Below are 26,698 nucleotides of genomic sequence, written 5' to 3' on the forward strand. Positions count from 1 at the left end.
TGCGTAGCACGAGGAGGCTTGCCGTCATCCCCGCAGGAAAGCGAGTAGCTTCCCAGCTACCCCTGGCGACAATCCAGGTAACGAACCCTAAAAAGTCTCGAAACTGAGTCTTCAAGAAACCTGCCATAAAGCTTAAGATGGAATCGTATTAAACAAGGACGCCTGCTGAGAAGCGGGCGTCCTTGTTTGTTTAATGGGGCATGTTTCCTTGAGGAGCGGTTGTATAGCTTTGCAGCATTTGGTTCATGTCTTGTTGTTGCAACTGTGGAACCTGGTAGTACCCATGCTTGTTCTGATAAAGAAAAATCTCATAACTCATCTCGATGAAGTTCGGTACACTATCTGCAACCACACGGCGCAAGACAGGATTCGTCATTTCCAGAGCAGTCATGGACAATAAAGTAGCAAGTGTCTTTGTTTGTCCAAGCATATAAGCGGAAAGCCCTTTATCTGCAAGTTCATTGACCGACTGGTTCGGTTTCTTTGGTTGGCCGGGTTTGATGCCGTATACAACTTCGTTGCTTTGCTGCATCTTATATTGTTGTGTTTCTTGAGCGGGATCCTGCCCTGTACTGAAACTCTGGACGATAGTATTGTACATTTGGGTCACAAATGCATGTTGGCGCTGCTGAATGCTTTGAAGCTCAGAGTCTTGGATATGCTGGGCATACATTTGGTACTGGTCAAGCATATTGATTAAGCTAGCGATGACTTCATGAGCATCAAATAACTCATGACCTCCGTGATTTTTATTCATCATGTTTTGAGGCATTTGCTGACCTTGCTGGTTTTGATTTTGACCTTGATTGGGATTCATATCTTTTCCTCCTCCTTTTTCATCCTTTAAGTTTTCCTTATTTTCTTGTTTCATGTACAGGGAAAGAAACCCACATCCCATATTGTAAAAGGAAGAAAAAGGTGACAGGTAGATGAAAGTAGGGGGATATCGATACGTGAACGCAGCTGATGGTAACAACCAGATGGTAGACTGCTTCCAAAACAAATGTGGAATTTCAAATGTATGGACACATGGATAATCTTTTCAAGATGGAATTTTCATAAGTGGTGAAAGTTGGCTGGAATTTTGGAAGATGGGGTATAGGAGGCCTCCACATCACCTACATTGCTGCAAATCATAGTAGATGAACTAGAGGTCTTTGCAGTTTATGGAACAAAAAACGGTGTCGCAATGAACGGCCCCCTCGAACAAGATAGAGAAGTCATGTCTTTTAATGCTCCTAATGTTATGCGATAATTATTCAACAAAAATGTGACGATATGGAAACGGTTTCTTTTTACTTATGGACAACTTCGTAGAAAATGATAAAATGAAGTCATCCTGAAGTAGAGGGAGATTGTCTGTAATGAAGCCGCTAATGAGAAAAGTATTTGTTGTACTTATATCTGTCATGACTTTAGGCCTTTACGTTCCACCAATGCAGATCGACACAGATGCTGCTGATAAAAAAGAACTGTCGGCTGATCGGCATGTACAAGAAACCACTCATTCCACAAAAACAGAAGAATTTCACATAGCACCTCCATCATCTGCAGCACCTTTGACCACTGATGATTGGATTGAAGCCATAACGGAGCAAGCGAAAACACAGACGCTTACAAAGATGGGGCCGCGAATTATTGAAAAAGTAGATGAAGACATGACTACAACGATTTTACCTAAGATCGAAGAGGTTATGGGAGAGATTCTTACATCTGCTGATGAAAACGAAGTTCCTTATTATGAAATTACTGAAGATCCGTCCCCGGGATACGGTGAAAGAATTTTTAATATCCATAACAAGCATACAGACGAAGAAGTTGCCCGTTTTCATGTCCGCAGGGATAAGCGGCCGGGTGAAGGATACTGGTTCAACTTCCATTATCATTTGCAGGAGGACAACTTCATGAAACACCATGAACTTGGCGAGATATATTGGGAAAAAAACACACCACCGAAGTGGATGTCCTAACTAAGAAAGCGACCTTACAACAGGTCGCTTTTATTTTTGCATAAAATCCCGGCCTGTCCAACAGCTGTTCATCTGAATCCCTTCATTTTCAGCGTAATCATCGCCCCATTGACACATTCCATAAAGAACCGGCTGGAGATTACGTCCGTAATCCGTAGTAGAATAAACCACTTTTGCAGGAACTTCTTCAAAAACCGTCCGCTTTACAAGTCCATGTCCCTCAAGCTCTCTCAGTTGTTGTGTGAGCATTTTTTTTGTGATTTCAGGGATGGTTCTTGTCAATTCATTGAATCTCTTGTCCCCTTCATTCAAATGCCACAGGATTAAAACCTTCCATTTCCCACCGATTAAATCGATCACTAAATTAATGGCGCACTGGTATTCCGATTGCAGCTGTTTCATTGTGTGTCCCTCATTTCTATCCAATGATAGGTTACCCTTTAGTAACTCAGTTACTGAAAAGTGCCTTCTTGTTTCTATCTGTACCTCTCGTTAGTATATAGTATATCGTTTCACTAATTGAAGGAAACTGTTTAATAAGGAGATGAAGACGGATGAAAGCACTGCTTTTACATGATAAAAATCAATGGAAAGAAATGAAAGTCGAGGAAGTAGAGAGACCTCACCCCAAAAAAGGAGAAGTTCTAATTGAAGTACATGCGGCAGGATTGAACCCTGTTGATTATAAGACCGCAACGAATGGCAACCCGAATTGGACGTATCCTCATATTCTGGGACTGGATGGTGCAGGAACAATTGTAGAGCTCGGGGAGGATGTGACCGAGTGGGAAAAAGGAGATCGAGTAGTCTACCATGGTGATCTATTGAAAAGAGGGGCTTATGCTCAATATGCAGTAACGACGGCCCATACGATTTCGCGAATCCCTGATAAAATCACCTTCGAAGAGGCGGCGGCCCTCCCGACAGCTGGCTACACCGCTTATCAAGCCATTCATCGTAAGCTTCCGCTCGATCAAGTGGACACCATTCTAATTCATGCAGGAGCAGGAGGAGTCGGTGGCTTCGGTATTCAACTTGCAAAAGCGGCAGGAAAGATGGTCATTACCACAGCTTCTGCTCATAACCATGATCATGTCCGTCAGTTAGGCGCAGACTTCGTTATTGATTACCGTAATGAAGATGTACAACAAAGGGTCAAGGAAATCACAGAAGGTAAAGGGGTGGACGCAGTCGTGGATGCAGTAAGCCGTGATAATGCGACCGCATCACTCGACTACCTTGCCTTTATGGGCCATTTGGTATATATCGCTGGTGCACCTGATTTCACTAAAATAAAACCCTTTACTACCGTTGTGTCGTATCACGAAATAGCCCTTGCAGCGGCACATAGAGCGGATATAGAATCCCAAAAAGACCTTGCTGTTATCGGAGACGAGATACTCGAGATGATGGCTGATGGTAAACTTTCTTCTCTACTGGAAGAGACCATCTCATTAGAGGAAGTTCCGCATGCCCTTGAGCGTCTGTCTGAGCGTCATGTGAAAGGTAAAATCGTAGCGAAAATAAAATCATAAAGAAGGAGTTTATATTATGTACCCATATCCGAGAAGTTTTTCACACATCGGTTTGTCTGTTCCAAATTTAGAAAAAGCGATTGAATTTTATACAGAATTATTCGGGTGGTATGTCATTATGGAACCGTCAGATGTCCATAACGATGATACACCAGTCGGTCAGATGTGCCGGGACGTCTTTGGCAATGATTGGGACACATTCAGAATTGCTCACCTATCCACCGGAGATAAGATAGGGATTGAACTTTTTGAATTCCCACATCAGGAAGAGCCGGAAAACAACTTCGAATATTGGAAAACAGGCATCTTCCATTTCTGTATTCAAGACCCGAATATCGAAGAAGTTGTCGAGAAAGTTAAGGCTAAGGGTGGGAAACAGCGCATGCCTATTCGCGAATATTACCCTGGTGAGAAACCATATAAGATGGTTTACGTAGAAGATCCTTTTGGTAATGTTTTCGAGATTTACACCCACAGTTACGAATTGACATATTCCAGTGGGGCTTATTGAGAAACAAAAATTTTGGCGAGAAAATAGAAAGAGCCTGCGCTTAGCGCAGGCTCTTTTTTAGTCTTTGTCATCACCGATGATTCGAACTTCTCTTTCCAAATCGACGCCGAATTTTTCTTTCACTGTTTTTTGAACATGTTCAATCAAAGAGATGTAATCAGAAGTTGTTGCATTATCTTTGTTGACAATAAACCCAGCATGCTTTTTAGAAACTTCGGCACCACCGATATTGGTTCCTTGAAGATCGCTGTCCTGTATCAGCTTACCGGCAAAATATCCAGGTGGTCGTTTAAAGACACTTCCACATGAAGGGTATTCCAGTGGTTGTTTAGATTCACGCTTGTACGTCAAGTCATCCATCACTTCTTTAATTTCCTCATACTTAGCAGGCTTCAGATGGAAGGTGGCTTCTACGACGATATCTCCATTAGCTGAAATATTACTGGTTCGATAATCAAGATCAAGTTCAGCAGCGAGCCGCTTTACGAGGTTTCCATGTTTATCTACCACATATGCATAATCAAGCACATCTTTGATTTCTCCACCATAAGCTCCTGCATTCATGTATAAAGCACCGCCGACAGTTCCAGGAATTCCACAGGCGAATTCTAATCCGGATAAATTCTTATCAAGAGCATAACGAGAGGCATCAATGATACGGGCACCACTTTGGGCGACCACTGTGTTGCCTTCAGAATAGATGGTATCCAAATGTTTTAAGTTGATGACGATTCCACGTATACCGCCGTCTTTAATAATTAAGTTGGATCCATTTCCAAGCAGAGTGAAAGGAATGTTGTCTTCATTCGAAAGCTTAACGACATTTTGGATTTCTTCGTAGGATGTTGGAGTAATGAAAAAATCGGCTTTTCCTCCAAGCTTTGTGTACAAGTGGTCTTTCAACATTTCATCCACTTTAACATTTTCCTCTTTCACGACTTCCAACAATTTATTATAGATCTTTTGCTTCTTATCCATAAACACCAGTCCTATTTTAAGTTGATTATAATCTGATTGGACCTCAATCAGTTTTTCCAGCGACCTCTTTCATACAATTTATGAAATAACGGGGGAAAAGTTTCATTTTGACCTTATACAATCACGCTTCCTATTCTATCACAAATCGAAGATGTCATTGTGGGTGATTTTTCCTCAGGCCTTTATGGGGAGGACTGGAAAGAATATTCAAAGCCATGACAGCAGAAAATAACAGCTATAGGGAGGTGTTAGATGTGGCGCTGGATGTAAAATGTGAAGTCCGAAACTGTGTTCATAACAATGACGGGATTTCCTGTGGAGCAGATGAAATTTTCGTAGTCAGTCATAAAGGTAAAAAAGCGAGCAACAGCGAAGAGACGGATTGTAAAACATTTGAACCTGCAAATGTATAAGGTCCCCCTATATATAAGGGTCTGCTTTTCAGCAGGCCTTTTTTTCATTTTTTTCTCTTAATGAAAGCGTTTTAATTGTAAGGAATGTTTATTATATTCAGAAAAATCATTGCTATGCTCCTTAGTTGTTAGTATCATCATGGTAAGTTATTTCATTTACAAAATGATTCGGCCATTTATAAAAGGAGTGTTAGGGATGGAGAAAACGAAAAAAGATTTAAGAATAAGAAGTAAAGACATCAGTGAAGGCGTCAATCGAGTCCCGAACCGCTCGATGTTGAGAGCTGTTGGATTTACAGATGAAGATTTCCAGAAACCAATGATTGGAATTGCGAGTACATGGAGTGAGGTTACCCCTTGTAATGTACATATCGATAAACTAGCACAAGAAGCGAAAAGTGGAGCCGGTGAAAATGGCGGAGCTCCGATGATTTTCAATACGATTACAGTAGCTGACGGAATTGCGATGGGCCACGAGGGTATGTTTTATTCCCTTCCAAGCCGTGAAGTGATTGCAGACTCCATTGAAACCGTCACAAATGCGGAAAGACTGGATGGTCTGGTTGCCATCGGCGGCTGCGACAAAACGACACCTGGCTGCTTAATATCCATTGGCCGTTTGAACATTCCTTCGGTGTACGTATATGGAGGAACGATTCAACCAGGAAAGCTTGATGGAGAGGATATCGATATTGTTTCGTCTTTTGAAGCTGTAGGAAAGTACCATGAAGGACAGATCGACGACGAACAGCTGCACAGAGTTGAATGTCATGCATGCCCTGGAGCAGGTGCGTGTGGCGGAATGTACACAGCAAACACAATGGCTTCTGCTGTCGAAGCTTTAGGGATGAGTATTCCTGGTTCTTCCTCTACACCAGCGGTTAACGATTACAAAGAAACGGAATGTAAACAAGCGGGTGAGCTCGTCATCGAGCTGTTGGAAAAAGAGATCTATCCTCGGGATATCATGACAAAAGAAGCATTTGAAAATGCCATCACCGTAGTAATGGCTCTTGGTGGATCTACGAATGCATTCCTTCACCTCCTTGCCATGGCCCATTCTGCAGGGGTGGATTTGACACTGGATGACTTTGAGCGCATCAGACAGGAAGTCCCTCATATTGCAGATATGAAGCCTAGTGGTAAATACGTCATGCAGGATTTGTATGAAAGTGGCGGTGTTCCAGCTGTTATGAAATTACTTCTTGAAGAAGGTTTATTGCATGGGGACTGCCTGACTGTCACCGGGAAAACGGTCGCTGAAAACTTGGCAGAAGTCCCTTCTCTGAAAGAAGGTCAGAAAGTTATTGTTCCGTTTGACCAGCCCATCAAAGAAAAAGGGCCACTCGTCGTTCTGAAAGGTAACCTGGCGCCAGAAGGTGCTGTTGCTAAAATGTCCGGACAGAAAATCAGCCGTTTCGAAGGACCTGCACGTGTGTACAATAGTGAAGATGAAGCGACGGAAGCGATTGTCAACGATGAGATTAAAGAAGGAGACGTTCTGGTCATACGAAATGTCGGTCCAAAAGGAGGACCTGGCATGCCGGAAATGCTTTCGATTACAGCTATGATTGTAGGAAAAGGACTGGGTGGAAAGGTTGCTCTACTTACAGATGGTCGTTTCTCAGGTGGATCCCACGGATTCGTAATCGGCCACGTCGCTCCTGAAGCAGTCGTTGGAGGTCCCATCGGTCTGCTGAAAGAAGGGGACACCATCACGATCGACAGTGATACGCAGCAAATTAACTTTGAAGTTAGTGATGAAGAATATGAACGTAGAAAAAGCGAGTGGAAACGCCCTGAGCTTAAGCATAAGAGAGGCGTACTGGCGAAGTATGCGAGACTCGTATCTTCCTCTTCCAAAGGTGCAGTTACCGACTTGGATCTTGATGAATAAAAAAATAAACTTCACTAAAGCCCGGACTACATTCCGGGCTTTTCTATGTAGTTCCAACAATATTTCACAAAAGCTCCCTTTAGTTGAAGACTCAGTTTCGAGATGGTTCCAGGGTTCGTTGCCTAGTTAAGCGTTAGGGGTGGCTGGGAAGCAACTCGCTTTCCTGTGGGGGAGCGCCGAGCTTCCTCGGACTGCGTCCTGCGGGATCTCGCCTATCTCCTTCTCCCACGGGAGTCTCGCAGCTTCCCAACCACCCCATTTGTGGAGAAGTGGAACGAACCTCTATACCGAGAGTGAGTGTGTCTTATTCCTCTATCCTAAGTAGGCATAAAACGCTCTATATCAAGCCTTAAGTTCTGGCAGCCAGCAGTAGAAAATTTTATATGATTCATTTCGCTTCATTATTCAAGCTGATCTTTTAGAAGTGGTTTCGAAAACCATACTTGGTTAAGGGGCGGAGGGGAATGGTGAGACTCCTGCGGGAAAAGAGTGCTAGGTGAGACCCCGGAAGGCGTCAGCCTGAGGAGGCTCATCGCGCTCCCGCGGAAAGCGAGTCATTCCCCGCAGCCCCCATCCACTCAACAAACGTCTCGAAACTGAGTCTTCAAGAAAACTGCCATTATGTGTAATAAGTATTGTATTAAAGGATATGGTTACCTTTTTATAGAAAAAGAAGGAGGGAGGTTGGTTGGAAATGACAAAGGTTGCATTGATTAGGCATGGAAGTACACGATGGAATAAAGAAAAAAGAGCTCAGGGAAGTTCTGATATTCCATTAGATGAAGAAGGTAAGGCAGATGCTCTGAAATTAGCTGAGCGCTTACATAAAGAAACATGGGATATTCTTTATTCAAGTCCTTTGAAGAGGGCAAAGCAGACAGCGGAAATCATTAGTGAAAAAGTAGGATTGGCTATCCAATTTGATACACGAATAGAAGAAGCCAGTGGTGGCCAGATCGAAGGAACGACAGAAACAGAAAGAATTGAAAAATGGGGAGAGGATTGGCGGTCGTTGGACTTGGGTATTGAAACCCCTCGCAGTGTAGTTTCCAGAGGGAAGGCGTTTATGGATGATGTTTTAAAGAAACATGCAGGGAAGAAAGTAATCGTAGTTAGTCACGGTGCTCTGATTAGTCACCTATTAAGGGAACTGGATAGTCAGAATGTGAGAGATGAACATATGAAAAATACTTCTTTATCAGAAGTTCATCTTAGAGAGGAACAATGGTTTTGTGATCGTTTTAATTGTACGATCCATTTGGATTGAGACAAGCGGCTCAGGAATGAGCCGCTTTATTTATTGCTCTTTGGTGTAGTTCAGATCCCAGGTTATTCCATAAGGGTCTTTCACTTTGGCATACGTAGCACCCCAAAAGGTATCCTGAAGTTCCATCAAGACGTTTCCATCATTTTTTAAACGGTCGTAATACATTTGAATTTCATCGGCACTTTCACATTCTAATACGAGGGCGATATTGCTTCCGGTCTTAACATTTTGATCGGTGAATGAATCAGAAACCATAAAGAACAAAGCATCTTTTTTGAATTGTGCATGCATGACTCGCTGGTCCATTTCCTCAGGGGTTTCAAAATCTGCCTCGCCAAAGGTTTGTAAATTGATAATCTCACCATGAAAGATTTGTTTGTAATAGTCCAGGGCTTCTCCTGCGTTACCGTTGAACGTGAAATAAGGGGTAGCTTGATGTTTCATAGCCGTAAAACACTCCTTTTGGAAATTTTTTGATCCACCATCATTATAAGCTGTTGGGAGAAATAAAACAAGAACATTTGTTCGTCATTTCTTCAAGGTCCGATTCCAGGCACTCATTTTGTCCAAGGCAAGCAAATCCTCCTTAATTTCTCCAGGTTTGACGGCATTTCCTATTACATAATCTTCAAATGACATCCCTACAAAATCGAAGATATGGCCGAACTGTTGAATTAGCGGCAGGCCCGTGACATAAGGATTGCTTCCACCTGTAGTAATGACATAGGCTTTCTTTCCTTTCACCTGATCCTTAAAATCAAATCGATCATCACGCATATACTGGGACCAGCGGTCGAAGAACAACTTCATATGAGAAGTCATTCCAAACCAGTAAATAGGAGTGACAAAAATGATGAGATCATGAGCTAAAAAATCAGACAGTACTGATTCATAATCATCATCAACACGTGAAAAACCTTCTTTTGTATGCCGCATATCGGTGATAGGGTTAATTTTATAATTACTGAGCCGTAACTGAGTATGCTCTATGCCTTCGAGAGCTTGGTTGACAAGGTATTCAGAATTACCGTTCTCTCTTGAACTACCTAAAATAGTCAATATTTTCATTAAATACAGCCTCCTTCGCTTCTAAAAAAAGTATATCATTGAAGATATCATCATTGTTATCTATACTTATCGATACTAACTATTGTAAAAAATGATAGAGGTGTACGTATGGACATATCCTATTTTTACACATTTAAAGAAGTGGCCAAGTGGGGGAGTTATACCCGTACGGGAGAAGAACTCGGTTATGCTCAGTCCAGTGTGACAACACAAATAAAAAAGCTTGAAGATTACTATGGCGTGAGACTTTTTGAACGTGCTGGACAGACGATGCGTATAACTCAGTCTGGCGAACAGCTTTTATATTATGTCGAACAGGTCATTGATTTACTGGGAGAAGCGGAAAGTAAGGTTTGTGAAAGTGTTCATATGCGGGGAACTGTGAGGATTGGATCTGTTGAATCATTGGCTGCTTATTTTATATCCAAATCTTTGAAAGCATTTAAAGAGCAGAACCCTGACTTGCGAATTCAGTTGGAATCCGGACTCTGCCCCAATCTTAAAGAAGGTGTGTTAGAAAGCCATTATGATCTTGCTGTTGTTCTCGATGAAGAAGTGAAGCATCCTCTCTTGAAAACTTTACTTCTACGAAAAGAAAAAATGGTTATTGTTGCTGCTAATGAACACCCGCTTGTTGGCCAGGAGCAGATTAATATACGGCGAATTGAGGATGAAACGCTCATTCTTACAGAAAAAGATTGTTCATATAGAAATATGCTGGAGGGGTTATTAAAAAAACGAGCAGTTGAACCCCGCTCAGTGATTTCATTTACAAGTCTTGAAGCGATCAAGCAATGCGTCATTGATGAGCTGGGAATAGCGATGCTCCCGGAAATGACGGTAGCAGGAGAACTTAAAAATGGGAGTCTTTGTGCTTTGGACTTTGACCATGAAGACTTGGCATTACACATTCAAATCATTCACCACCAAAAGAAGTGGCTATCTCCATCGTTGGAAAAGTTTATCCAATTGCTTTATGAGAGAAGATGAAGAAGGCGTTAACTGTATTAAAACAGTTTTAATGGAAGCTCAATTTCTAAGGTATAGTATGAATTTGAAAATACAAAAAAGCGCTGAACCCTTTAACAGCGCCTTTTTTGTATCCACCATCTGCCTAAATTTAAAAAACTTTCAGAAAACGGTTGCAATTTCTGCTCCTCCACAGTAAACTGTACCATAACAGATAAATAAAATAAATTCTGTTATAACAAAGGAGGAACTAAAATGAAAAAACAACAAAACGTCCCTTGCCCGCAGTGTGGTTCACAAATCGAAGGTCATACTTACAATTACATGATGGAATGTGATCGTTGCCTTTCCAAAAAAGATGAATAATTTTTGTAGCAACTGTTATATAACAAATTCATTAATTGGTCGTTAGTATACAACAGAGGGTGGCGATTCAATGGAAACCAAATTGTCTGGAATACAAATCCATGGAACGATGCACGAAGGATTTGCAGAAATTCTAACAGATGAAGCTTTATCTTTCATTGTTGAATTACATGAAAAATTTAATGATAGAAGAAAACAGTTGCTTTTAGATCGAATAAAGACCCAGGAGAAAATCGATCAAGGAGAGCGGCCGGATTTTCTGAAAGAGACGGAGCACATCAGAAATACTGATTGGACGATATCCCCTATACCTGACGATCTTAAGGATCGTCGGGTAGAAATTACTGGCCCGGTGGACCGGAAGATGGTCATCAATGGTCTCAATTCCGGAGCGAAGGTATTCATGGCTGATTTTGAGGATGCGAACGCTCCGACATGGCTGAACACTATTCATGGCCAGATTAACTTGAGGGATGCTGTGAGAAGGAATATTCGATTTGAGAATTCAAATGGGAAGCTCTATAAGTTAAATGAAAAGACGGCTGTACTTAAAGTACGACCTCGTGGATGGCATTTAGAAGAAAAACACATGACTTACAATCAGGAGCGGCTCTCAGGAAGTCTTGTAGACTTTGGACTCTATTTTTTCCATAATGCAAAAAAACTCATTGAACATGGATCAGGGCCGTATTTTTACTTACCGAAGCTTGAAAACCATCGAGAGGCGAAGCTGTGGAACGATGTGTTTATCTTTGCTCAAGATTATTTGGATATCCCACAAGGAACGGTGAAAGCGACAGTCTTAATAGAAACGATCTTAGCCGCCTTTGAGATGGATGAAATCCTTTATGAATTAAGAAATCACTCTGCTGGATTGAATTGTGGCCGTTGGGATTATATCTTCAGCTACTTGAAAAAATTCCGTCATGATGAACGTTTTTTATTGCCTGACCGGGCGGATGTGACGATGACTGTGCCATTTATGAGAGCTTACTCGCGGTTAACCATTCAAACGTGCCATAAACGAAAGGCTCATGCCATGGGAGGAATGGCAGCCCAAATACCTGTAAAAAACGATAAAGAGAAAAACGACGCTGCTTTTGAAAAGGTCCGTGCAGATAAGGAGCGGGAAGTGAAAGATGGCCACGACGGGACGTGGGTCGCCCACCCGGGCATGGTAGAGACAGCCATGGAGATTTTTAACAAACACATGCCTGAAGAGAATCAGATACAAAGAGATCAAACGTCTTTCTCCTATCGTGCAGAGCAATTGCTCGAAGTACCTGATGGATCAATTACAGAGCAGGGTTTAAGAACAAATATAAACGTAGGGATTCAGTATATTGCCTCTTGGCTGGATGGAAGAGGAGCAGCCCCTATTCATCATTTGATGGAGGATGCAGCTACCGCGGAAATTTCGAGAGCTCAAGTTTGGCAATGGATCAGGCACCCTAAAGGAATATTAAAAGATGGTCGGGAGATCACGATGGAGCTTTACGCATCATTGAAAGAAGAAGAGATCGAAGCGATTCGCTGGGAAGTTGGAGAAAGTGTTTTCGAAAACGGTTCCTATATGGAGGCCGCACAATTATTTGATCGATTGATCCGTAACGATGATTTTTCTGAGTTTTTAACATTAGAAGCCTATAACCATTTATCTTAAGGGGGATTTCACATGAATGAGCGTGTAGAAAAGTTGCGTCACCAGTGGCAGGATGAGAGTCGATGGAGCGGAGTGCAAAGACCATATGAAGCCGAAGAAGTCATTCGGTTAAGAGGGTCCATGGATATTCAGCATACCTTAGCGGAGAAAGGTGCCGAAAAACTGTGGAAGTTAATGAACGAGGAAGATTATGTCCACGCGCTGGGTGCTTTGACAGGAAACCAGGCGATGCAGCAGGTGAAAGCAGGATTAAAAGCCATCTATTTGAGTGGATGGCAAGTGGCTGCTGATGCCAACCTCTCAGGACATATGTATCCTGATCAAAGCTTATATCCGGCAAATAGCGTACCTCAAGTGGTGAAAAGGATTAATCAAGCCTTGCAAAGAGCGGATCAAATTCATCATATGGAAGGAAAAGAGGACATTGACTGGTTTGCGCCTATAGTTGCAGACGCTGAAGCAGGCTTTGGCGGGCAGCTGAATGTGTTCGAGTTGATGAAAGGGATGATTGAAGCGGGTGCTGCAGCCGTTCACTTTGAAGATCAACTTTCTTCGGAGAAAAAATGTGGTCACCTTGGAGGGAAAGTCCTTTTGCCGACACAGACGGCGGTTCGAAATTTGATTTCCGCAAGGTTTGCTGCGGATGTGATGGGTACTCCAACGATTATCATAGCAAGAACCGATGCGAATGCAGCCGATCTTATCACGAGTGATGTGGACCCATACGACGCGCCATTCATTACTGGAGAGAGAACAGCTGAAGGTTTCTTCAAAACAAGGTCTGGATTGGATCAGGCGATTGCACGTGGTTTGGCTTATGCGCCATATGCTGATCTTGTTTGGTGTGAAACATCAGAACCTAACCTGGATGAAGCTCGTCGTTTTGCGGAAGCCATCCATGAGCAATACCCTGGAAAGCTCCTGGCTTACAACTGCTCTCCGTCTTTCAACTGGAAAAAGAAGTTGGATGATGAGACCATTGCAAACTTCCAGAGGGAGCTTGGGGAAATGGGCTACAAGTTCCAATTCGTTACATTGGCAGGGTTCCATGCCTTGAATCACGGCATGTTCGAACTTGCTCGTCAATATAAAGATCGTGGTATGGAAGCCTATTCTGAACTTCAGCAGGCAGAATTTGCGAGTGAAATTCACGGGTATTCAGCAACACGACATCAGCGTGAGGTTGGAACAGGATATTTTGATGAAGTCGCTCAAGTAATTTCAGGTGGAACATCATCAACCACGGCATTGAAAGGTTCCACAGAAACTGAACAATTCAATTCTGAAACCGCCAGCCCTTCATAAAAAAAAGCGTGCATGCTAGGGAGAAACGTCTGGAGTGTAACTCTCCGGGGGTTTCTTTTTTTGTCCATAAATCACAATTCTCCACCAAATTAATATGGTATGATATCAGTTATTTTCAGTGATTGTGAAAATCAGGAGTGATATCATGCCGGTGATTTCAGGAAAAGAATATAAAAAACGAATGGATGCAATGAATGCGGAAGTCTGGGTGGGTGGAAATAAAGTGACGGGCAATATTTCTGAACATCCCGCTTTCAAGGGGGCTATCCGCAGTCAGGCAGAACTCTACGATCTTCAATACGATAATCAAAAGGATATGACTTTTTCCTCTGAAACGACAGGAAACCGATTAGGGCTGTCTTACTTAATTCCAAAAACGAAGGGGGATTTGGAAAGAAGAAGGAAAATGATTCAACGGTGGGCCCTTCACTCAGGAGGAGTAATGGGAAGAAGCCCGGATTATATGAACACGGTGCTTGCTGCTTTCGCTGCATCTATAGATGTATTGGATGGAGAAGAGAATTGTCATCCGGAGCGGCTTCTTCAATTTTATGAATATGCTCGAGAGAAGGATCTGTCGTTCACCCATACTTTTGTTAACCCTCAAAGCAACCGGTCGAAGTTAGCGTTCCTGGAAGAGGATGTCACCAATGCTCGGATCATGGACCGGACCGATCAAGGCCTGATCATTAAAGGAGCCAAACTTCTGGCAACGCAAGGAGGAATAACGGATGAGATCATTGTCTTTTCCGCCCCTGGTGCTCAGGATAATGCACACGCCTACTGCTTTTCCATCCCCAGCAACACGAAAGGATTAAAGTTTGTATGCAGAGAGTCGTTTGCCAATCAAGGGTCATCTTATAATTATCCTTTATCGTCACGTTTTGAAGAGATGGATACCATCGTCATTTTTGATGATGTTCTCGTTCCATGGGACCGTGTTTTCATACACGATAATATAAGGGCAGCTACCCGTATGTATGTGCAGGGGAAATTTGTTCCTTTTACTTTACATCAAATTGTTTCACGGCAAATTATTAAAACGGAATTTCTATTGGGAATTGCTCAAGGAATCGTTGATACCATCCAAATTGGGGATTACCAACATGTTCAAAGTAAAGTTGTGGAAATAGTCAAAGGACTGGAAGTCATGAAGGCACTTGTCATCAAATCAGAACAAGAAGCGTCCGTTGATGTTTCAGGAATTATGGTTCCTGCAAAACAACCGTTATATGTGGCTGTTAATCAATTTCAAGAATCGTATCCAAGGTTTGCTGAGATCCTTCAGATTCTTGGAGCCAGCGGCATGATGTCCATTCCACAAAAAGCGGATTTTGAAGGAGAAGTCGGAGAGCAGCTTAATCATTATCTGCAAGGGGTCGAAGTGAAAGGAGAAGACCGTGTCTCCCTTTTTCGGTTAGCCTGGGATTTGACGATGAGCAGTTTTGGTTCGAGGCAAACCTTGTATGAACGATTCTTCTTCGGTGATCCTATACGGCTTTCGCAAACCATTTATCAACTTTATGATGACACCAAAGCTCTAGAAACCATCCAACCGTTCTTAACAAAAAAAGCTGACAAATAAATGTCAGCTTTTTATCGTTTAGCATTCGCTTTTTTTGCTTTTTGTTCTAACTGTGAGCGAGGTTGCTGATCTGCGACATCTTCAGAAAGTCCCTGTGGGTTTACTGTGTTGCCGGCATTTCGCTTAAATGCATTGCTTTTCTTACTCATAAGCACACCTCCTAACGCTTATTTTGCAGTAATGCCCGGTTTTTATCCATGTTTTCAACAGGCAAAAGCTTACAAGGAATGGGCTGATCAAACATGCAAAGGCTAAGCGAAAAGGAGGATTCAGGTATGAAGAAAAATCAAATGAAACGTAATCGTAATCAAAATACCGACGACTTCAGTTCCGAGGGCTTATCCATTACACAGGAGCAAGTATCCGACACGCTCACAGAGGGTACGTACGATGCTAAAATTGATGAAGTGGATGAAAATGGTCAGTTGATCAGCCATAAGGGTGAAGGTATTAAAAAAGGAAAGAAGCGTGACTGATGATGGCCCGGAAAAATAAACTGCTTGTTCCAGAAGCAAGGGCAGGACTCGATCAACTGAAAGCCGATCTCCTACACTCATCCTCTCCAGAACAAACGAAATATGAAGTAGCAGAGGAACAAGGAATACCTTTGAAAAAAGGTGACAATGGTGATTTATCTACGAGGGATGCAGGTAAAATCGGAGGACAGATTGGCGGCCGTATGGTAAAAGAATTGATTCGCAGAGCTCAACAACAAATGGAACAAGATCAAAAGTAAGAGGCGCCGAACAGCGCCTCTTTTTTTACACTCGTTATGATCTATTGGCCAATAGGTGTTTTGGATGCATCATCATTAATTGATCAAGTTCTTTTTTATGGGTAAGAAATGCAGATTTATTTTTATTTATAAGGGACTGGTCAATCTGGTGTTGATGCACAAGAATCGCTAATTCCATGTCCATTTCTGTATAAAGGGAACGGTCTTCATATTTTTCATCGATAAAAGGAATGGACATGTAAAAAGGATCGGCATCATTTTTTTTAACCGCGATATACCAGCCTGCATGGTCTACATAAAAGGGATCCTCCAGGATGTGAAGGTGATCGCCTTGGTTGAATTCAATGATTTCGTGGCACGTGCATTCTTGATTGCCTTTTTCGTAAGTGAACGTTTGTAGAACGGTTAAGGTATTCTCCATAGCCATTCTCCTTTCAAGGTGATAAAACAATAATAATTGATAATGATTATCAGTGTCAAATAAAAATACACTTCTTTTTCTGAAATTTTGGTATAATGATATAAATAAAATGGCTTTTTCATAGAGGAGAATCTTTATGGGGAATATCAAAGATTTGGTTGGAAAAGTGCAGTTTGACGGGGACCGTGTCAACGGTGTTCCCCCAGAGTTCCTGTGGATTGGTCAGGGAAGAAGCGCCGTGGTCTACCGGTTGAAAGGAACAGACATAGCGATAAAAATTTTTTATCCTGGTTACGAAGAGCTGGCACACATTGAAGGGGAAGTATACGAGAAGCTGAATAACCATGAGTTTTTTCCAGCTTTTTATGAAAAAGGAGAAGGGTATTTGACCATGCAATACGTGGAAGGAATCACTTTTTATGACTGCCTCGTCAATGGCGTGGCTATCACAGAAGAGATGGTCCAACGTGTAGATGAGGCGCTGGAATTTGCCTGTCGCTTAGGCTTTAACCCTTCTGATACCCATTTGAAGAACATCCTTCTCACTACTGACGGTGAAGTGAAAGTAATTGATGTGGTCCGCTTCACGCAGGAGTTTGACTGTCCGCATTGGCGTGACTTAAAAAAAGCTTATGAGACTTTTTATCAGCGCCGTTATGTACCGAAAAAATACCCGAGATTTTTTATAGAGTTCATCATTCGTTTGTATCGCAAACGGTTGCTGCCGATTTAGAAGGTTCTGTTGTTTGATCATCCATTTTTCTGGGAAAACCCTGAACTAGAAAGGTGGAATGTAATCATGACCCAACATCGTTTAAGTGATGTAGAAGTCGGTAAAAATTATAAAGCCAAAGAGTTAGACAGTTTTGTATCCACAACTGATGTCCTTGTTCTTTCCAACAATGATTCACAACTGTTCACAGAACCTGAAAGGGAGTATAAAGTTGTCGATGCATTTGAAGGTTTTTTTGAACATTCCTCCGAAGACGGAGAGAAGTATTTCCGTGAAAAGAAAGCCTATGTGGTAGAAAAGGTATAGAAAAAAGGCGTCCAGGCTGGGCGCCTTTTTTATGTTGGAAAATCAGTATCTTAGTTTCATGAGGATTTCCTTGATTTCCTCATCGGCCATAAGTATTTTCTCGTATTTCTTCGTAATTTCAGTCAAGGCGACATCATGATAGAAGAATTCCGTAAAGAATTTTACTAATGGTTTGGATAAGGTATGAATGCCTTGGAAGGTATCCCCCTCCACGCCTGCAAATAAAATTTCCTCGTGATCAATGATCATGAGCTTGTGTCGTTCAAGGGCATCGTGTTTTTCATCAGGAAGAAGGACATGGGCATGCAGCTTTCCTGAATCCAGTTCACCGACAGAAAGAAGCTCTACTTTGATGCCTTCTTTCTTTTTTTCTTCCAGGAGAGGGAGTAAGGAAGCTAATTCATCGCTCCATCCGGTAACGAGAATTTCCTTCCTTGCGGTTTGAATCCGTTCTTTTAATAAAGCTTTGATGGAAGCATCATTCTGAATGGTCCATACCCGTTCATCCGAATCGTGAAGTTTAAAGTTCGTATTTCTAATTTCGTCTATGTTGGATTGAAATTCAGTTGTCAGCTTCTCGATTGTCGTTTCCAGTGAGAGGGCTGTGTAAAGTTTTTTCCTTTCTTGAAATGAAGTGAGAATCAGCCCTTTTTCTACAAGACGCTGAAGGACTTCATAGATCTTCGATTTAGGGACTTGCGAGTATTTGACGATGGACGTAGCATCCATCGGTTCCTCACTTGCTGTAAGTACTTCAAAAACTTGGCTTTCATACTGAGTAAATCCGAATTTCTGTAACATCATGTACCTCGCTTTTTGTGAACGATTTTAGGTTAGTTGTAGAATAACCTTATTCAATATAACGGCAGGATTGTTGAAGACTCAGTTTCGAGATGTTTCCGGGGTTCGTTACGTTATTGGTGGTCAGGGGTGGCTGGGAAGCTACTCGCTTTCCTGTGGGGGAGTGCCGAGCTTCCTCGGGCTACGCCCTGCAGGATCTCGCCGATCTCCTTTCTCCCACGGGAGTCTCGCAGCTTCCCAACCACCCCTTTGTATGTAAGGGAGAAACGAACCCCTGTACCAAATTGGATGTACTTCCATTATCCTGGTGAGATTAGTAAAAGCGCTCTATCACAAGCCTTTAGCATGCAGAATAGCATTCTTAGAAGTTCGTTTCGTTCGAATTACAACACGAGAAAGTAACTTATTCCGGAAGTGGTTTCGAGATAAGTATATGGTAAAGGGGCGGAGGGGAATGGCGAGACTCCTGCGGGAAAAAAGTGCAGGGTGAGACCCCACAGGAAGCAGTCCGAGGAGGCTCACCGCGCTCCCGCGGAAAGCGAGCTCTTCCCCGCAGCACCCATCCACCCAACAAACGTCTCGAAACTGAGCCTCCAATCGGGAGCTTTAGTGTGATGGAATCATTTTATTAATGCTTTAGATTTAGAATACATGGAGGAATGAAAAACGTAAACATTTCCTCTTGTTTTATCCCTTTTATATGGTTACCATTATAGTGGTAACCTAATAGAAAGGGTCATGCAATTATGAATAAAAAAGTTTATTTGTTAGCACTTGTTGCGTTTGTTGTCGGAACCGTAGAATTGATTATCGGTGGGATTTTAGACCTTGTGGCTGATGATCTTGGTATTAGCCTTGGTCAAGCAGGACTGCTGATCACTATTTTTTCTCTGGTATTTGGGGTGGCGTCGCCGATTTTACTTACGGCTACCGCTCGGTTTGACCGGAAAAAATTAATGCTGATCACACTGGTTATTTTCTTTTTTGGAAACATGCTTGCCTACTTGAGTCCGAATTATTCCACAATCATGCTAGCCAGGGTTTTAACTGCAGCAAGCGGATCGTTGCTTGTGGTTCTCGCTGTGACGATTGCTTCTGCCATTGTGACTAAAGAATATAGAGGGAGAGCAATCGGTACCATCTTTATGGGTATCAGTGGTTCTCTTGTACTTGGAGTTCCCATTGGACTGACGATAGGCAATAGCTTTGGCTGGAGAGCTCCTTTTCTACTGATTAGTGTACTTAGTATGCTCTCCTTTGTAGCTGTATGGTTTTCTCTGGGGAATATTGCTCCAAAACCCGTCATTTCTTTGAAAGAGCAATTACGGACGTTGAAAGATAAAAAGATTTTTTCTGCACAGCTGACCTCGTTCTTATTTTTGACAGGACATCTTGCCTTGTATGCTTACCTGACTCCATTTCTTAAATCGGAAATGGGGATGAATGGGACTTGGGTAAGTATCGTTTACTTCATCTTCGGTGTTGCTGCAGTTATGGGGGGAGGAGTAGGAGGTTTCTTATCTGATAAATTTGGATCTGAAAGAAGCATTCTGGGCATTATCCTCGTCTTTGCGGTTGCTATTTTCACCATTCCACATGTTACCTTTTCCCTTCCCTTATTCTTAATGGTGATGGTGATTTGGAGTGCATTGAGCTGGGCGGTTACACCTGCACAACAAAACTACCTGATTTCCTCTGCGCCTGAAACGTCAGATATTCAGCAAAGCCTGAACAACTCTGCGTTACATTTCGGAATTGCTTTTGGTTCTTCCATCGGTGGTATTGTCATTGAGCAGAGTTCCGTTATTCATAACGCTACAGTTGGAGGATTCTTTGTGCTTGTCGCACTGGCCACCGCCTATTTTTCCATTACACGTGGGCGGCAAACGTATGAACAGGAAGCCATGCAGCAGTAATACAAAATCCCACCGGACACGGTGGGATTTTTGTTTATTCTCCTTTGTATTCCATGACAATCATGTTCCAGTATTCCAACTGAGGAACGGTGAAGGAGAGTCTGCTCTCGGTCTGATTAAATGCAACAGGCACGGGGACTCCTGTTTTCCAATCAGGGGAAGCCATCCAGACTTTCTCCACTTGTCGCGATTCATCTACTTGAATAGAGAGATCTTTTTTTTCTGCAGGTTTCTTTTGTGTACCATTCGAATCGCGCCACTTCATATGCTCGACTTCGGTAAAGTTAAGAAGGTGAACAACTTTTTTGTCTGTTGTTTTCTTGCTGAATGCATAGACCGATCCTTTTTTGGGTTGAAGGGAGATGTTTACTTTATGTGAAGAAATCTCTGGATTCGCGGGAGAAAGCTCATCTCCTCGTAAAAGGTTTTGATACCCGACCATGAAATCATAGTAATGAACGAGATGCTCTTTTAATTTTTTCGTCATCTTCAAATGGTTGTTTGGAAAATACTCTTTGGACAGCATATGTTCCCCAAGTTCTATATGGGCACCACCATGAGCGAATATTAATGCATCTGTGAGCAGGATGCCCGGAAGGTTAAACACGCCTTCTTGATCGGCAAGGTCATAGTTCATGTATGCAGCCAATACAGTGTTTTTATTCCAATTTTGTTCGTTCTCAATGAGGATGTTTTTTAATTGCTCGTAGGTTGTGATGGGGTCCCATACTTCTGTGTACAAAAATGGAGCTCCGGCATTGGAAATCTCCTCCTGGCCGTATTGATTGACCGCATTCATAATGAATGCATAATCGGGAAACCTCTCTCTCACAGCTTCCAGGAAATATTGATAACTTTCTTTCATGAACAGAGGGTCTCCTGAATTTTTGAAAACATCCCCACGGTCCCCTAATTGATCGATATGCCATCCATCAAAAGAAAGAGCATCATACACGATCTGTTGTTTTTCGAAAATATAGTCCTGCCATTCTGGATTTCCTGGGTCGGTTAAGAAGATGTCGCTCTTCCAACTTTCGGGAAGCTCGTGGTGATCTACTTCTGTTGCGTTTTTGTCTTTATACACATACCACTCCGGATGAACACCATCGTGCTCCGCTCCTGATAGAGTTCCATATAAAAGATTGTATCCCATCGCCTTCATGCCATTTTGATGAGCTAAATCAATATACTGTTTTACTGTTTCAAATAGTACGGGCTCGTTGGCTATGTTGGCCCAGCTATCCAAAGGTTTTCCATTTTCTAATTTCAATGGTTGGTGATGCTCATCGTGCCAATCGTAGAATTGAATGGCATTGATATGAAAACGAGCTAAGGTATTCATCACTTCTTGCTGTTGATCATCTTCGATATTCGAAAAATCAGATAGGAACCCATATCTAGGAAAAGCCGTCCAGGAAGAAGAGACGTCCACGGCTATCGTTTTTCTTTCTTTGTCTTTAAAACTTGAGTGGACTTCGACTAGATAGCCTTGATGGTCCGTTTCAGGAGGTTTCCATTTCCACTCCATAACCGAATCATCAGGTGTGACCTTCATTTGATCAATCTTTGCTCCTTTGTAGTAATAATTCACAATAAAAGCAGTGGAAGAGTCATGGTTTAATTGAGCTTTGAAGTGTACATCGTCACCTGGTTGATACTTCGCTTTGTCTTTTGTAAGGTGTTCAATTTCCGTGCTTTCATCTCTGGAATCAAACGATTGAAAGACAAAGAGGAGAACGACCATTAGGAATAATAGTGTCATCAGTAATTTTGTTCTCATAAATAGATCAGCCTTATAACAAATGGCTAGCAGACCATCTGCTAGCCATGTTGATTTATTAGATAGGTTCGAAAGATATTGCTTTAGCATGTGTCATCATCTAATGATAAGAATAGGCTTAGATGCCCATTTTATTCTAGTAAAGCTTGACTGCTTACTTCTTTTTACCATTGAAGAAAATCTTCACTTTATGCTTTTCATCGGCTGGTACATTCACATAAAGAGCTTGTTCTTCATTGTCATAGAAGAAGGATTCTTGAGTCGCTTTTACTTCCTCTACAGAGTTGACCTCCTGGTACTTCGCTTTAGCAGCACGTACACGTGCAGGTGCTTCTTCACCATTAAGCTTAAGTGTATAAGATTCTAAGTCCGTATCATAGCCTGTAGCTTTTTCTTTTTTCTTAAATTCAATGTGCTTCCCTTTACGTTTTATTTCCAGGTCCGTCACATTGTACTCGCCATCTTTGTAGTCTAAGGTTGCTCCATCATCTTCATAGAAAGAATAAGTGGCTTTCTCATCCAAGTACGTGTCTAGAACAAGGTTTTCTAGTGGTTTTTCACCGGTATATTGCTGAACTTCACGTGTAGGGATCATGGAATCCTTTTTGACGTAAATCGGAAGGTGATCCAGTTTTGCTTCTGTTGTGATGGTCTGACCTCCGTCAAACTCTTTACCTGTCCAATAGTCCACCCATTTTTCTCCTTCAGGTAAGTACACGTCACGTTCCGTTTGCCCCTGCTTAACAACAGGTGCAAGCATCATCTCTTTACCAAACATGAATTGATCACTTACGTCATAGGTGTTCTCATCTTCTTGGAATTGGTAGACAAGCGGTTGCTGGACAGGGGTTCCATTTTCAGCCGCGTCGATGAATGCGTTGTATAAGTAAGGCATGAGTTGATAGCGCATTTCGATGTATTTTCTACTGATGTCTTCCACTTCTTGCCCGAAAGCCCAAGGTTCTTGAGCTTGTTTCTTTCCGTCTGCTTTCTTATCACTATCATAGTGGACACGTGAGAATGGCAGGAATGCTCCTACTTCCATCCAGCGTGCAAACATTTCGGCGTCTGGACGACCAGCGAACCCACCGATGTCGTTTCCTACAAATGGAACACCAGAAAGTCCGACGTTCATATTCATAGGTAGAGACATGGCTAAGTGATCCCATTCACTTACATTGTCCCCTGTCCAAAGAGCAGCATAACGTTGAGAACCTGCGTACATATCACGTGTCAATACGAATGGACGCTCGTTCGGCTTGTACATCTCGAAAGCATTGTATGTCGCTTCTGCTTCATCATGTCCATATAGGTTATGATATTCTTCGTGCGTTCTTTGGTTTTCTCCTTCACCAAATGTTACATCCAAAGGCATTGTGTGATAAGGGCCATCGAAGACAGCTGGTTCGTTCATATCGTTCCATACCCCGTCGATTCCTTTATCAAAGAGGATGTCGTGCTTGCTTGCCCACCAGTCACGCACTTCTTCTTTAGAGAAGTCAGGGAACATAGAGTCTCCAGGCCAAACTTCTCCTACAAAGTTTGTTCCATCAGGGTTCTTTGCCCAGTAGTTGTTGGCTGTACCTTCATCGTACATGAAGTAACCAGGATCTTTTTTGACGGCAGGATCGTTGATTGTGATTTTTTTGAAGTTCATATCGTCTAGTTTTTGGTGAAGCGCTTCGTCACCGAACTTATCAGACCAAGTGAAGACACGGTATTCATCCATATAGTCGATATCGAAATGCATCGTGTCCACAGGAATCTCTTTTTCACGATACGTTTCAGCTACACGCTCGATATCTTCAGCAGAATATTCCCACTTGGACTGGTGCAGACCAAGTGTCCACTTGGCCGGTTTGTCCATTTTACCGGTCAATTCTGTGTATCGATCGAGGACATCTTCAATCTCAGGACCGTACATGAAGTAGTAGTTTAATGTACCGTCATCAGCGTAGAAGTAATAATAATCGTCACTTTCACTGGCCATTTCGAAATAAGAGCGGTTCGTGTTATCGAAGAACATTCCGTATGCTTTTTCATCTTTCAAACCGATGAAGAAAGGAATGGAAGTGTATAAGTATTTTGTGTCTGTTTCATATGCATAAGCGTCCGTATTGAACATTCCAATGCTCTCACCACGCTGGTTCACTTCCAGTCCGGATTGTTCGCCAAATCCATAAAAAGCTTCATCTTCTGTCGTCTTCTTATAAACATAAGGCTTTTCTCCGTCATAACCAGAACCGTTCTGCATGTAATCTTCGTTGATTACGTTGCCTTCTTTATCAAGGAATTTGACTCCAAAAGGTTCTTTTTTTATTTTAATTGTAATTTCATCAGTGGTGAGAGTAATTTCTCCTTTTTCATCCGTGACATCAAAGGAAGGAGTGTCCCATTCTTTTTTACTGATGGCTTCAGAGAAGTACTCTTCTTCGCCTTCTTTTAATATCGAAACTTTCGCCATATCCTCGGAAAATAGGCGGATAAAAGCAGTTTGATCAGAGGATAAATCGAGCTTCACTCCATTTTCAAGCTGTTCCACACCTTCTATTTGAAGTTGTTTTTTTACAGCTTCCTGGCTCAGCTCTTGATCAGGGTGGGGTTGTGTTACCGCTAGTACGTTGGGTGCTTGTGCTGCCAATACCGTAGCGGCAAGAGCCGTTGTAGCAACTAGGCGGGAAATTTTTCTGGATGGTTTGTTCATTTTCGTTATTCACCTCGTATGAATATATTCGCGTCAACCGGTTGCGCAAATCAACTGTATACCGAGAGTGAAAAACTGGCAATACAGGAAACTGGTATCGTTCCCATGGGCCGTAAGAACCATAGGCCTTCTTTTAGAGGCATTGGAAGCGGTTGAAAGAGATTTTGTAAGAGTTTCCAAAAAAAGTGAGATTCCAACCAATGGTTCATGATTTACGATTCCTTAACAAATGTGGGGACTTTGGGTTCTTTTTGTGTAAAAAGTGTGGTGACCCCCATAAAGATATTTTTTGACCCGAATACCGGATGCTATGGTTTTATCTTGAGAATATTTTTAGCGATTCGAAAAATACTATCATTGTTCCAATTAAAAAGGAGGGGAATTACATGGGTAGAGACGAACACCGTAAGAACAAAGGGAAACAAAAGCGTAAGTTACCTCAAACTCCTAAAAATCAGAAGAACATTGATGTAGAGTTCTCTGAAGAATTAGCGGATCGTGAAGATAAAATTGCTCAAGAAAGAGCAGAAGCTGCAGACCGCCGCGCTCACAAAAAACAATAATTGGTAAAAACAGCCACACCAGGTCATCCATAATTTGGATGACCTGGTGTGGAATATTCATGCATAAATACATTTTGTACAGTTTAAATTGTTTGAACTTAAATTACTTCATGGTATAATTCTGAGTTGTGCTTAAAACAGGAATCACATAGTGGATGAATAAATACTTAGAGGAGGTCATTTGTTTATGAAACAATGGCGTAAATGGTTACCAGCCGTATTACTTGGAATTCTCTTGACATTAACTGCTTGTGGCGGCGAATCCGGGGAAGATGCATCAAATGGTGATGAAGGAGAAAATGCTGAAACATCTGAAGAAAAAGGAACAGTAAGAATTGGTATGAACAATTGGGCGGAGAACGTTGCCGTTTCGAATATGTGGAAACTTGTACTTGAAGAGAAAGGTTACACTGTAGAGCTGGAGCAAGTAGAAAAAGGTTTCCTATATGAAGCTTTATCCAGTGGGGATTTGGATATTGGTATGGAAATCTGGCTTCCGAACACAGACAAGGCGTTTTACGAAAAATATAAAGAAGATATCGACTGGCGCGAAACATGGTATGAAGGTACAAAATTAGGCCTGGCTGTACCTAGTTATATGGAAGATATTAATTCCATTGAAGATTTGAAAGGTTCCGATGCATTTCCTGACAAACAAATTGTAGGAATTGATGCAGGCGCAAGTATTATGTCTTTAACAGAGGATGCGATTAACGAATATGATTTGGATTATACGCTGGCAGCTTCTTCAGAGCCGACGATGATCACAGAGTTGAAGAGTTCCCTCGAGAGTGAAGAACCGATTGTTGCGACCCTGTGGAAGCCACATTGGGTATTCTCTGAAATGGACCTGAAGTTCCTGGAAGATCCTAAAAACGTTTATGGAGATTCCGAAAATATCTCTTATGCTGCCCGTAAAGGGTTGGAAGAGGATCAGCCTCAAGTGGTCAAGTGGTTTGATAACTTTATGTTGAATGATGATGAACTGGGCAGTCTCATGGCCAGCATCAATGAAGCAGGCGATGCCCAGGAAGGTGCGCAGAAGTGGATTGATGAGCACCAGGACGTAATCGATGAATGGACAAAAGAATAATACACCAAAGCCCCCGTTCCTCTAAGAGCGGGGGCTTTTTGTAGCTTCCCAGCTTGACCAGCGACTCATGAATCAGTCTCACAACACAAACCTCGAGTTGGAAAAGACATAGGAAAAG

At 42.2% G+C, this 26,698-nt stretch carries 28 protein-coding genes; 18 read left to right on the forward strand and 10 right to left on the reverse strand.

Annotation, left to right across the window (positions count from 1 at the left end; all coding sequences use genetic code 11):
* Window positions 1–190: 190 nt before the first annotated feature.
* Entirely contained in the window at window positions 191–817 is a 627-nt protein-coding gene (locus J0K78_RS14175) for a spore coat protein (protein WP_370551136.1), read from the reverse strand.
* Between the two features lie 547 nt (window positions 818–1,364).
* On the opposite strand from J0K78_RS14175, the gene J0K78_RS14180 reads away from it, so the two are divergent.
* Window positions 1,365–1,970 (forward strand): YpjP family protein, encoded by a 606-nt coding sequence (locus tag J0K78_RS14180; protein ID WP_206947645.1) that lies wholly within the window; start codon window positions 1,365–1,367, stop codon window positions 1,968–1,970.
* A 30-nt stretch (window positions 1,971–2,000) separates the two neighbouring features.
* On the opposite strand, the gene J0K78_RS14185 is transcribed toward J0K78_RS14180, so the two are convergent.
* On the reverse strand, window positions 2,001–2,372 hold the full coding sequence (locus J0K78_RS14185; RefSeq protein ID WP_206947646.1) for a winged helix-turn-helix transcriptional regulator: 372 nt from the start codon (window positions 2,370–2,372) through the stop codon (window positions 2,001–2,003).
* Window positions 2,373–2,524: 152 nt separating this feature from the next.
* On the opposite strand from J0K78_RS14185, the gene J0K78_RS14190 reads away from it, so the two are divergent.
* Together J0K78_RS14190 and J0K78_RS14195 are read left to right on the forward strand one after the other, a co-directional pair.
* Window positions 2,525–3,505: a zinc-binding dehydrogenase gene (locus tag J0K78_RS14190; RefSeq protein ID WP_206947647.1), complete on the forward strand. Its 981-nt coding sequence runs from the start codon at window positions 2,525–2,527 to the stop codon at window positions 3,503–3,505.
* 16 nt (window positions 3,506–3,521) lie between these two features.
* Window positions 3,522–4,016 carry a lactoylglutathione lyase family protein gene (locus tag J0K78_RS14195; RefSeq protein WP_160911600.1) on the forward strand — a complete coding sequence of 165 codons (495 nt, stop codon included), beginning with the start codon at window positions 3,522–3,524 and terminating at the stop codon, window positions 4,014–4,016.
* A gap of 57 nt (window positions 4,017–4,073) precedes the next feature.
* Here the strand turns inward: J0K78_RS14195 and murB are convergent, their stop codons facing one another.
* Window positions 4,074–4,994, reverse strand: coding sequence for a UDP-N-acetylmuramate dehydrogenase (gene murB, locus J0K78_RS14200; protein ID WP_206947648.1), 921 nt, complete (start codon window positions 4,992–4,994; stop codon window positions 4,074–4,076).
* Between the two features lie 254 nt (window positions 4,995–5,248).
* Here murB and J0K78_RS14205 point away from each other — a divergent pair, with 254 nt between their 5' ends.
* From J0K78_RS14205 to J0K78_RS14215, 3 genes are all read left to right on the forward strand, one after another.
* Window positions 5,249–5,407 carry a DUF1540 domain-containing protein gene (locus J0K78_RS14205; RefSeq protein WP_160911604.1) on the forward strand — a complete coding sequence of 53 codons (159 nt, stop codon included), beginning with the start codon at window positions 5,249–5,251 and terminating at the stop codon, window positions 5,405–5,407.
* A gap of 196 nt (window positions 5,408–5,603) precedes the next feature.
* The gene (gene ilvD, locus J0K78_RS14210; protein WP_206947649.1) at window positions 5,604–7,304 is read left to right on the forward strand and encodes a dihydroxy-acid dehydratase; all 1,701 of its coding nucleotides are present in this window, start codon (window positions 5,604–5,606) and stop codon (window positions 7,302–7,304) included.
* Window positions 7,305–7,998: 694 nt separating this feature from the next.
* On the forward strand, window positions 7,999–8,571 hold the full coding sequence (locus tag J0K78_RS14215) for a histidine phosphatase family protein (protein WP_206947733.1): 573 nt from the start codon (window positions 7,999–8,001) through the stop codon (window positions 8,569–8,571).
* A gap of 30 nt (window positions 8,572–8,601) precedes the next feature.
* Here the strand turns inward: J0K78_RS14215 and J0K78_RS14220 are convergent, their stop codons facing one another.
* Both J0K78_RS14220 and J0K78_RS14225 read right to left on the reverse strand, forming a co-directional pair.
* Complete coding sequence (locus J0K78_RS14220; protein ID WP_206947650.1) at window positions 8,602–9,015, reverse strand: VOC family protein; 414 nt, start codon at window positions 9,013–9,015, stop codon at window positions 8,602–8,604.
* A gap of 84 nt (window positions 9,016–9,099) precedes the next feature.
* A complete protein-coding gene (locus J0K78_RS14225; protein WP_206947651.1) occupies window positions 9,100–9,639 on the reverse strand; it encodes a flavodoxin family protein in 540 nt (179 codons plus the stop codon).
* Window positions 9,640–9,747: 108 nt separating this feature from the next.
* On the opposite strand from J0K78_RS14225, the gene J0K78_RS14230 reads away from it, so the two are divergent.
* From J0K78_RS14230 to hpaB, 5 genes are all read left to right on the forward strand, one after another.
* Window positions 9,748–10,629: a LysR family transcriptional regulator gene (locus J0K78_RS14230; protein WP_206947652.1), complete on the forward strand. Its 882-nt coding sequence runs from the start codon at window positions 9,748–9,750 to the stop codon at window positions 10,627–10,629.
* A gap of 234 nt (window positions 10,630–10,863) precedes the next feature.
* Entirely contained in the window at window positions 10,864–10,974 is a 111-nt protein-coding gene (locus tag J0K78_RS14235; RefSeq protein ID WP_160911614.1) for a YhfH family protein, read from the forward strand.
* A 70-nt stretch (window positions 10,975–11,044) separates the two neighbouring features.
* Window positions 11,045–12,637: a malate synthase A gene (gene aceB / locus J0K78_RS14240; RefSeq protein WP_206947653.1), complete on the forward strand. Its 1,593-nt coding sequence runs from the start codon at window positions 11,045–11,047 to the stop codon at window positions 12,635–12,637.
* A gap of 12 nt (window positions 12,638–12,649) precedes the next feature.
* Entirely contained in the window at window positions 12,650–13,942 is a 1,293-nt protein-coding gene (gene aceA, locus J0K78_RS14245) for an isocitrate lyase (RefSeq protein WP_206947654.1), read from the forward strand.
* Between the two features lie 145 nt (window positions 13,943–14,087).
* Window positions 14,088–15,527, forward strand: a complete 1,440-nt coding sequence (gene hpaB / locus J0K78_RS14250) for a 4-hydroxyphenylacetate 3-monooxygenase, oxygenase component (protein WP_206947655.1) — start codon at window positions 14,088–14,090, stop codon at window positions 15,525–15,527.
* An 11-nt stretch (window positions 15,528–15,538) separates the two neighbouring features.
* Here the strand turns inward: hpaB and J0K78_RS14255 are convergent, their stop codons facing one another.
* Window positions 15,539–15,676 (reverse strand): hypothetical protein, encoded by a 138-nt coding sequence (locus J0K78_RS14255; protein WP_167356006.1) that lies wholly within the window; start codon window positions 15,674–15,676, stop codon window positions 15,539–15,541.
* 126 nt (window positions 15,677–15,802) lie between these two features.
* On the opposite strand from J0K78_RS14255, the gene J0K78_RS14260 reads away from it, so the two are divergent.
* Both J0K78_RS14260 and J0K78_RS14265 read left to right on the forward strand, forming a co-directional pair.
* Window positions 15,803–16,003 carry a YozQ family protein gene (locus J0K78_RS14260; RefSeq protein ID WP_206947656.1) on the forward strand — a complete coding sequence of 67 codons (201 nt, stop codon included), beginning with the start codon at window positions 15,803–15,805 and terminating at the stop codon, window positions 16,001–16,003.
* The gene (locus J0K78_RS14265; protein ID WP_370551137.1) at window positions 16,003–16,263 is read left to right on the forward strand and encodes an alpha/beta-type small acid-soluble spore protein; all 261 of its coding nucleotides are present in this window, start codon (window positions 16,003–16,005) and stop codon (window positions 16,261–16,263) included. Before J0K78_RS14260 ends, J0K78_RS14265 begins: the two co-directional genes overlap by 1 nt.
* Window positions 16,264–16,297: 34 nt before the next feature.
* On the opposite strand, the gene J0K78_RS14270 is transcribed toward J0K78_RS14265, so the two are convergent.
* The gene (locus J0K78_RS14270) at window positions 16,298–16,684 is read right to left on the reverse strand and encodes a hypothetical protein (protein WP_206947657.1); all 387 of its coding nucleotides are present in this window, start codon (window positions 16,682–16,684) and stop codon (window positions 16,298–16,300) included.
* Window positions 16,685–16,820: 136 nt separating this feature from the next.
* On the opposite strand from J0K78_RS14270, the gene J0K78_RS14275 reads away from it, so the two are divergent.
* The gene (locus tag J0K78_RS14275; protein WP_206947658.1) at window positions 16,821–17,417 is read left to right on the forward strand and encodes a serine/threonine-protein kinase; all 597 of its coding nucleotides are present in this window, start codon (window positions 16,821–16,823) and stop codon (window positions 17,415–17,417) included.
* Between the two features lie 66 nt (window positions 17,418–17,483).
* Window positions 17,484–17,723, forward strand: coding sequence for a hypothetical protein (locus tag J0K78_RS14280; RefSeq protein WP_089651410.1), 240 nt, complete (start codon window positions 17,484–17,486; stop codon window positions 17,721–17,723).
* A gap of 42 nt (window positions 17,724–17,765) precedes the next feature.
* Here the strand turns inward: J0K78_RS14280 and J0K78_RS14285 are convergent, their stop codons facing one another.
* Window positions 17,766–18,524 carry a TrmB family transcriptional regulator gene (locus J0K78_RS14285; RefSeq protein WP_206947659.1) on the reverse strand — a complete coding sequence of 253 codons (759 nt, stop codon included), beginning with the start codon at window positions 18,522–18,524 and terminating at the stop codon, window positions 17,766–17,768.
* 746 nt (window positions 18,525–19,270) lie between these two features.
* On the opposite strand from J0K78_RS14285, the gene J0K78_RS14290 reads away from it, so the two are divergent.
* Window positions 19,271–20,440 (forward strand): MFS transporter, encoded by a 1,170-nt coding sequence (locus J0K78_RS14290; RefSeq protein ID WP_206947660.1) that lies wholly within the window; start codon window positions 19,271–19,273, stop codon window positions 20,438–20,440.
* Window positions 20,441–20,474: 34 nt separating this feature from the next.
* On the opposite strand, the gene J0K78_RS14295 is transcribed toward J0K78_RS14290, so the two are convergent.
* A complete protein-coding gene (locus J0K78_RS14295) occupies window positions 20,475–22,220 on the reverse strand; it encodes a glycoside hydrolase family 66 protein (RefSeq protein WP_206947661.1) in 1,746 nt (581 codons plus the stop codon).
* Between the two features lie 154 nt (window positions 22,221–22,374).
* On the reverse strand, window positions 22,375–24,924 hold the full coding sequence (locus J0K78_RS14300) for a glycoside hydrolase family 31 protein (protein WP_206947662.1): 2,550 nt from the start codon (window positions 24,922–24,924) through the stop codon (window positions 22,375–22,377).
* 386 nt (window positions 24,925–25,310) lie between these two features.
* Here J0K78_RS14300 and J0K78_RS14305 point away from each other — a divergent pair, with 386 nt between their 5' ends.
* Window positions 25,311–25,487 (forward strand): YfhD family protein, encoded by a 177-nt coding sequence (locus tag J0K78_RS14305; protein ID WP_160911631.1) that lies wholly within the window; start codon window positions 25,311–25,313, stop codon window positions 25,485–25,487.
* A gap of 187 nt (window positions 25,488–25,674) precedes the next feature.
* Window positions 25,675–26,580, forward strand: a complete 906-nt coding sequence (locus J0K78_RS14310) for a glycine betaine ABC transporter substrate-binding protein (RefSeq protein ID WP_206947663.1) — start codon at window positions 25,675–25,677, stop codon at window positions 26,578–26,580.
* The last annotated feature ends 118 nt before the right edge of the window (window positions 26,581–26,698 follow it).

The organism is Halobacillus sp. GSS1 (assembly GCF_017307035.1).
Taxonomy (GTDB): Bacteria; Bacillota; Bacilli; order Bacillales; family Halobacillaceae; genus Halobacillus; species Halobacillus litoralis.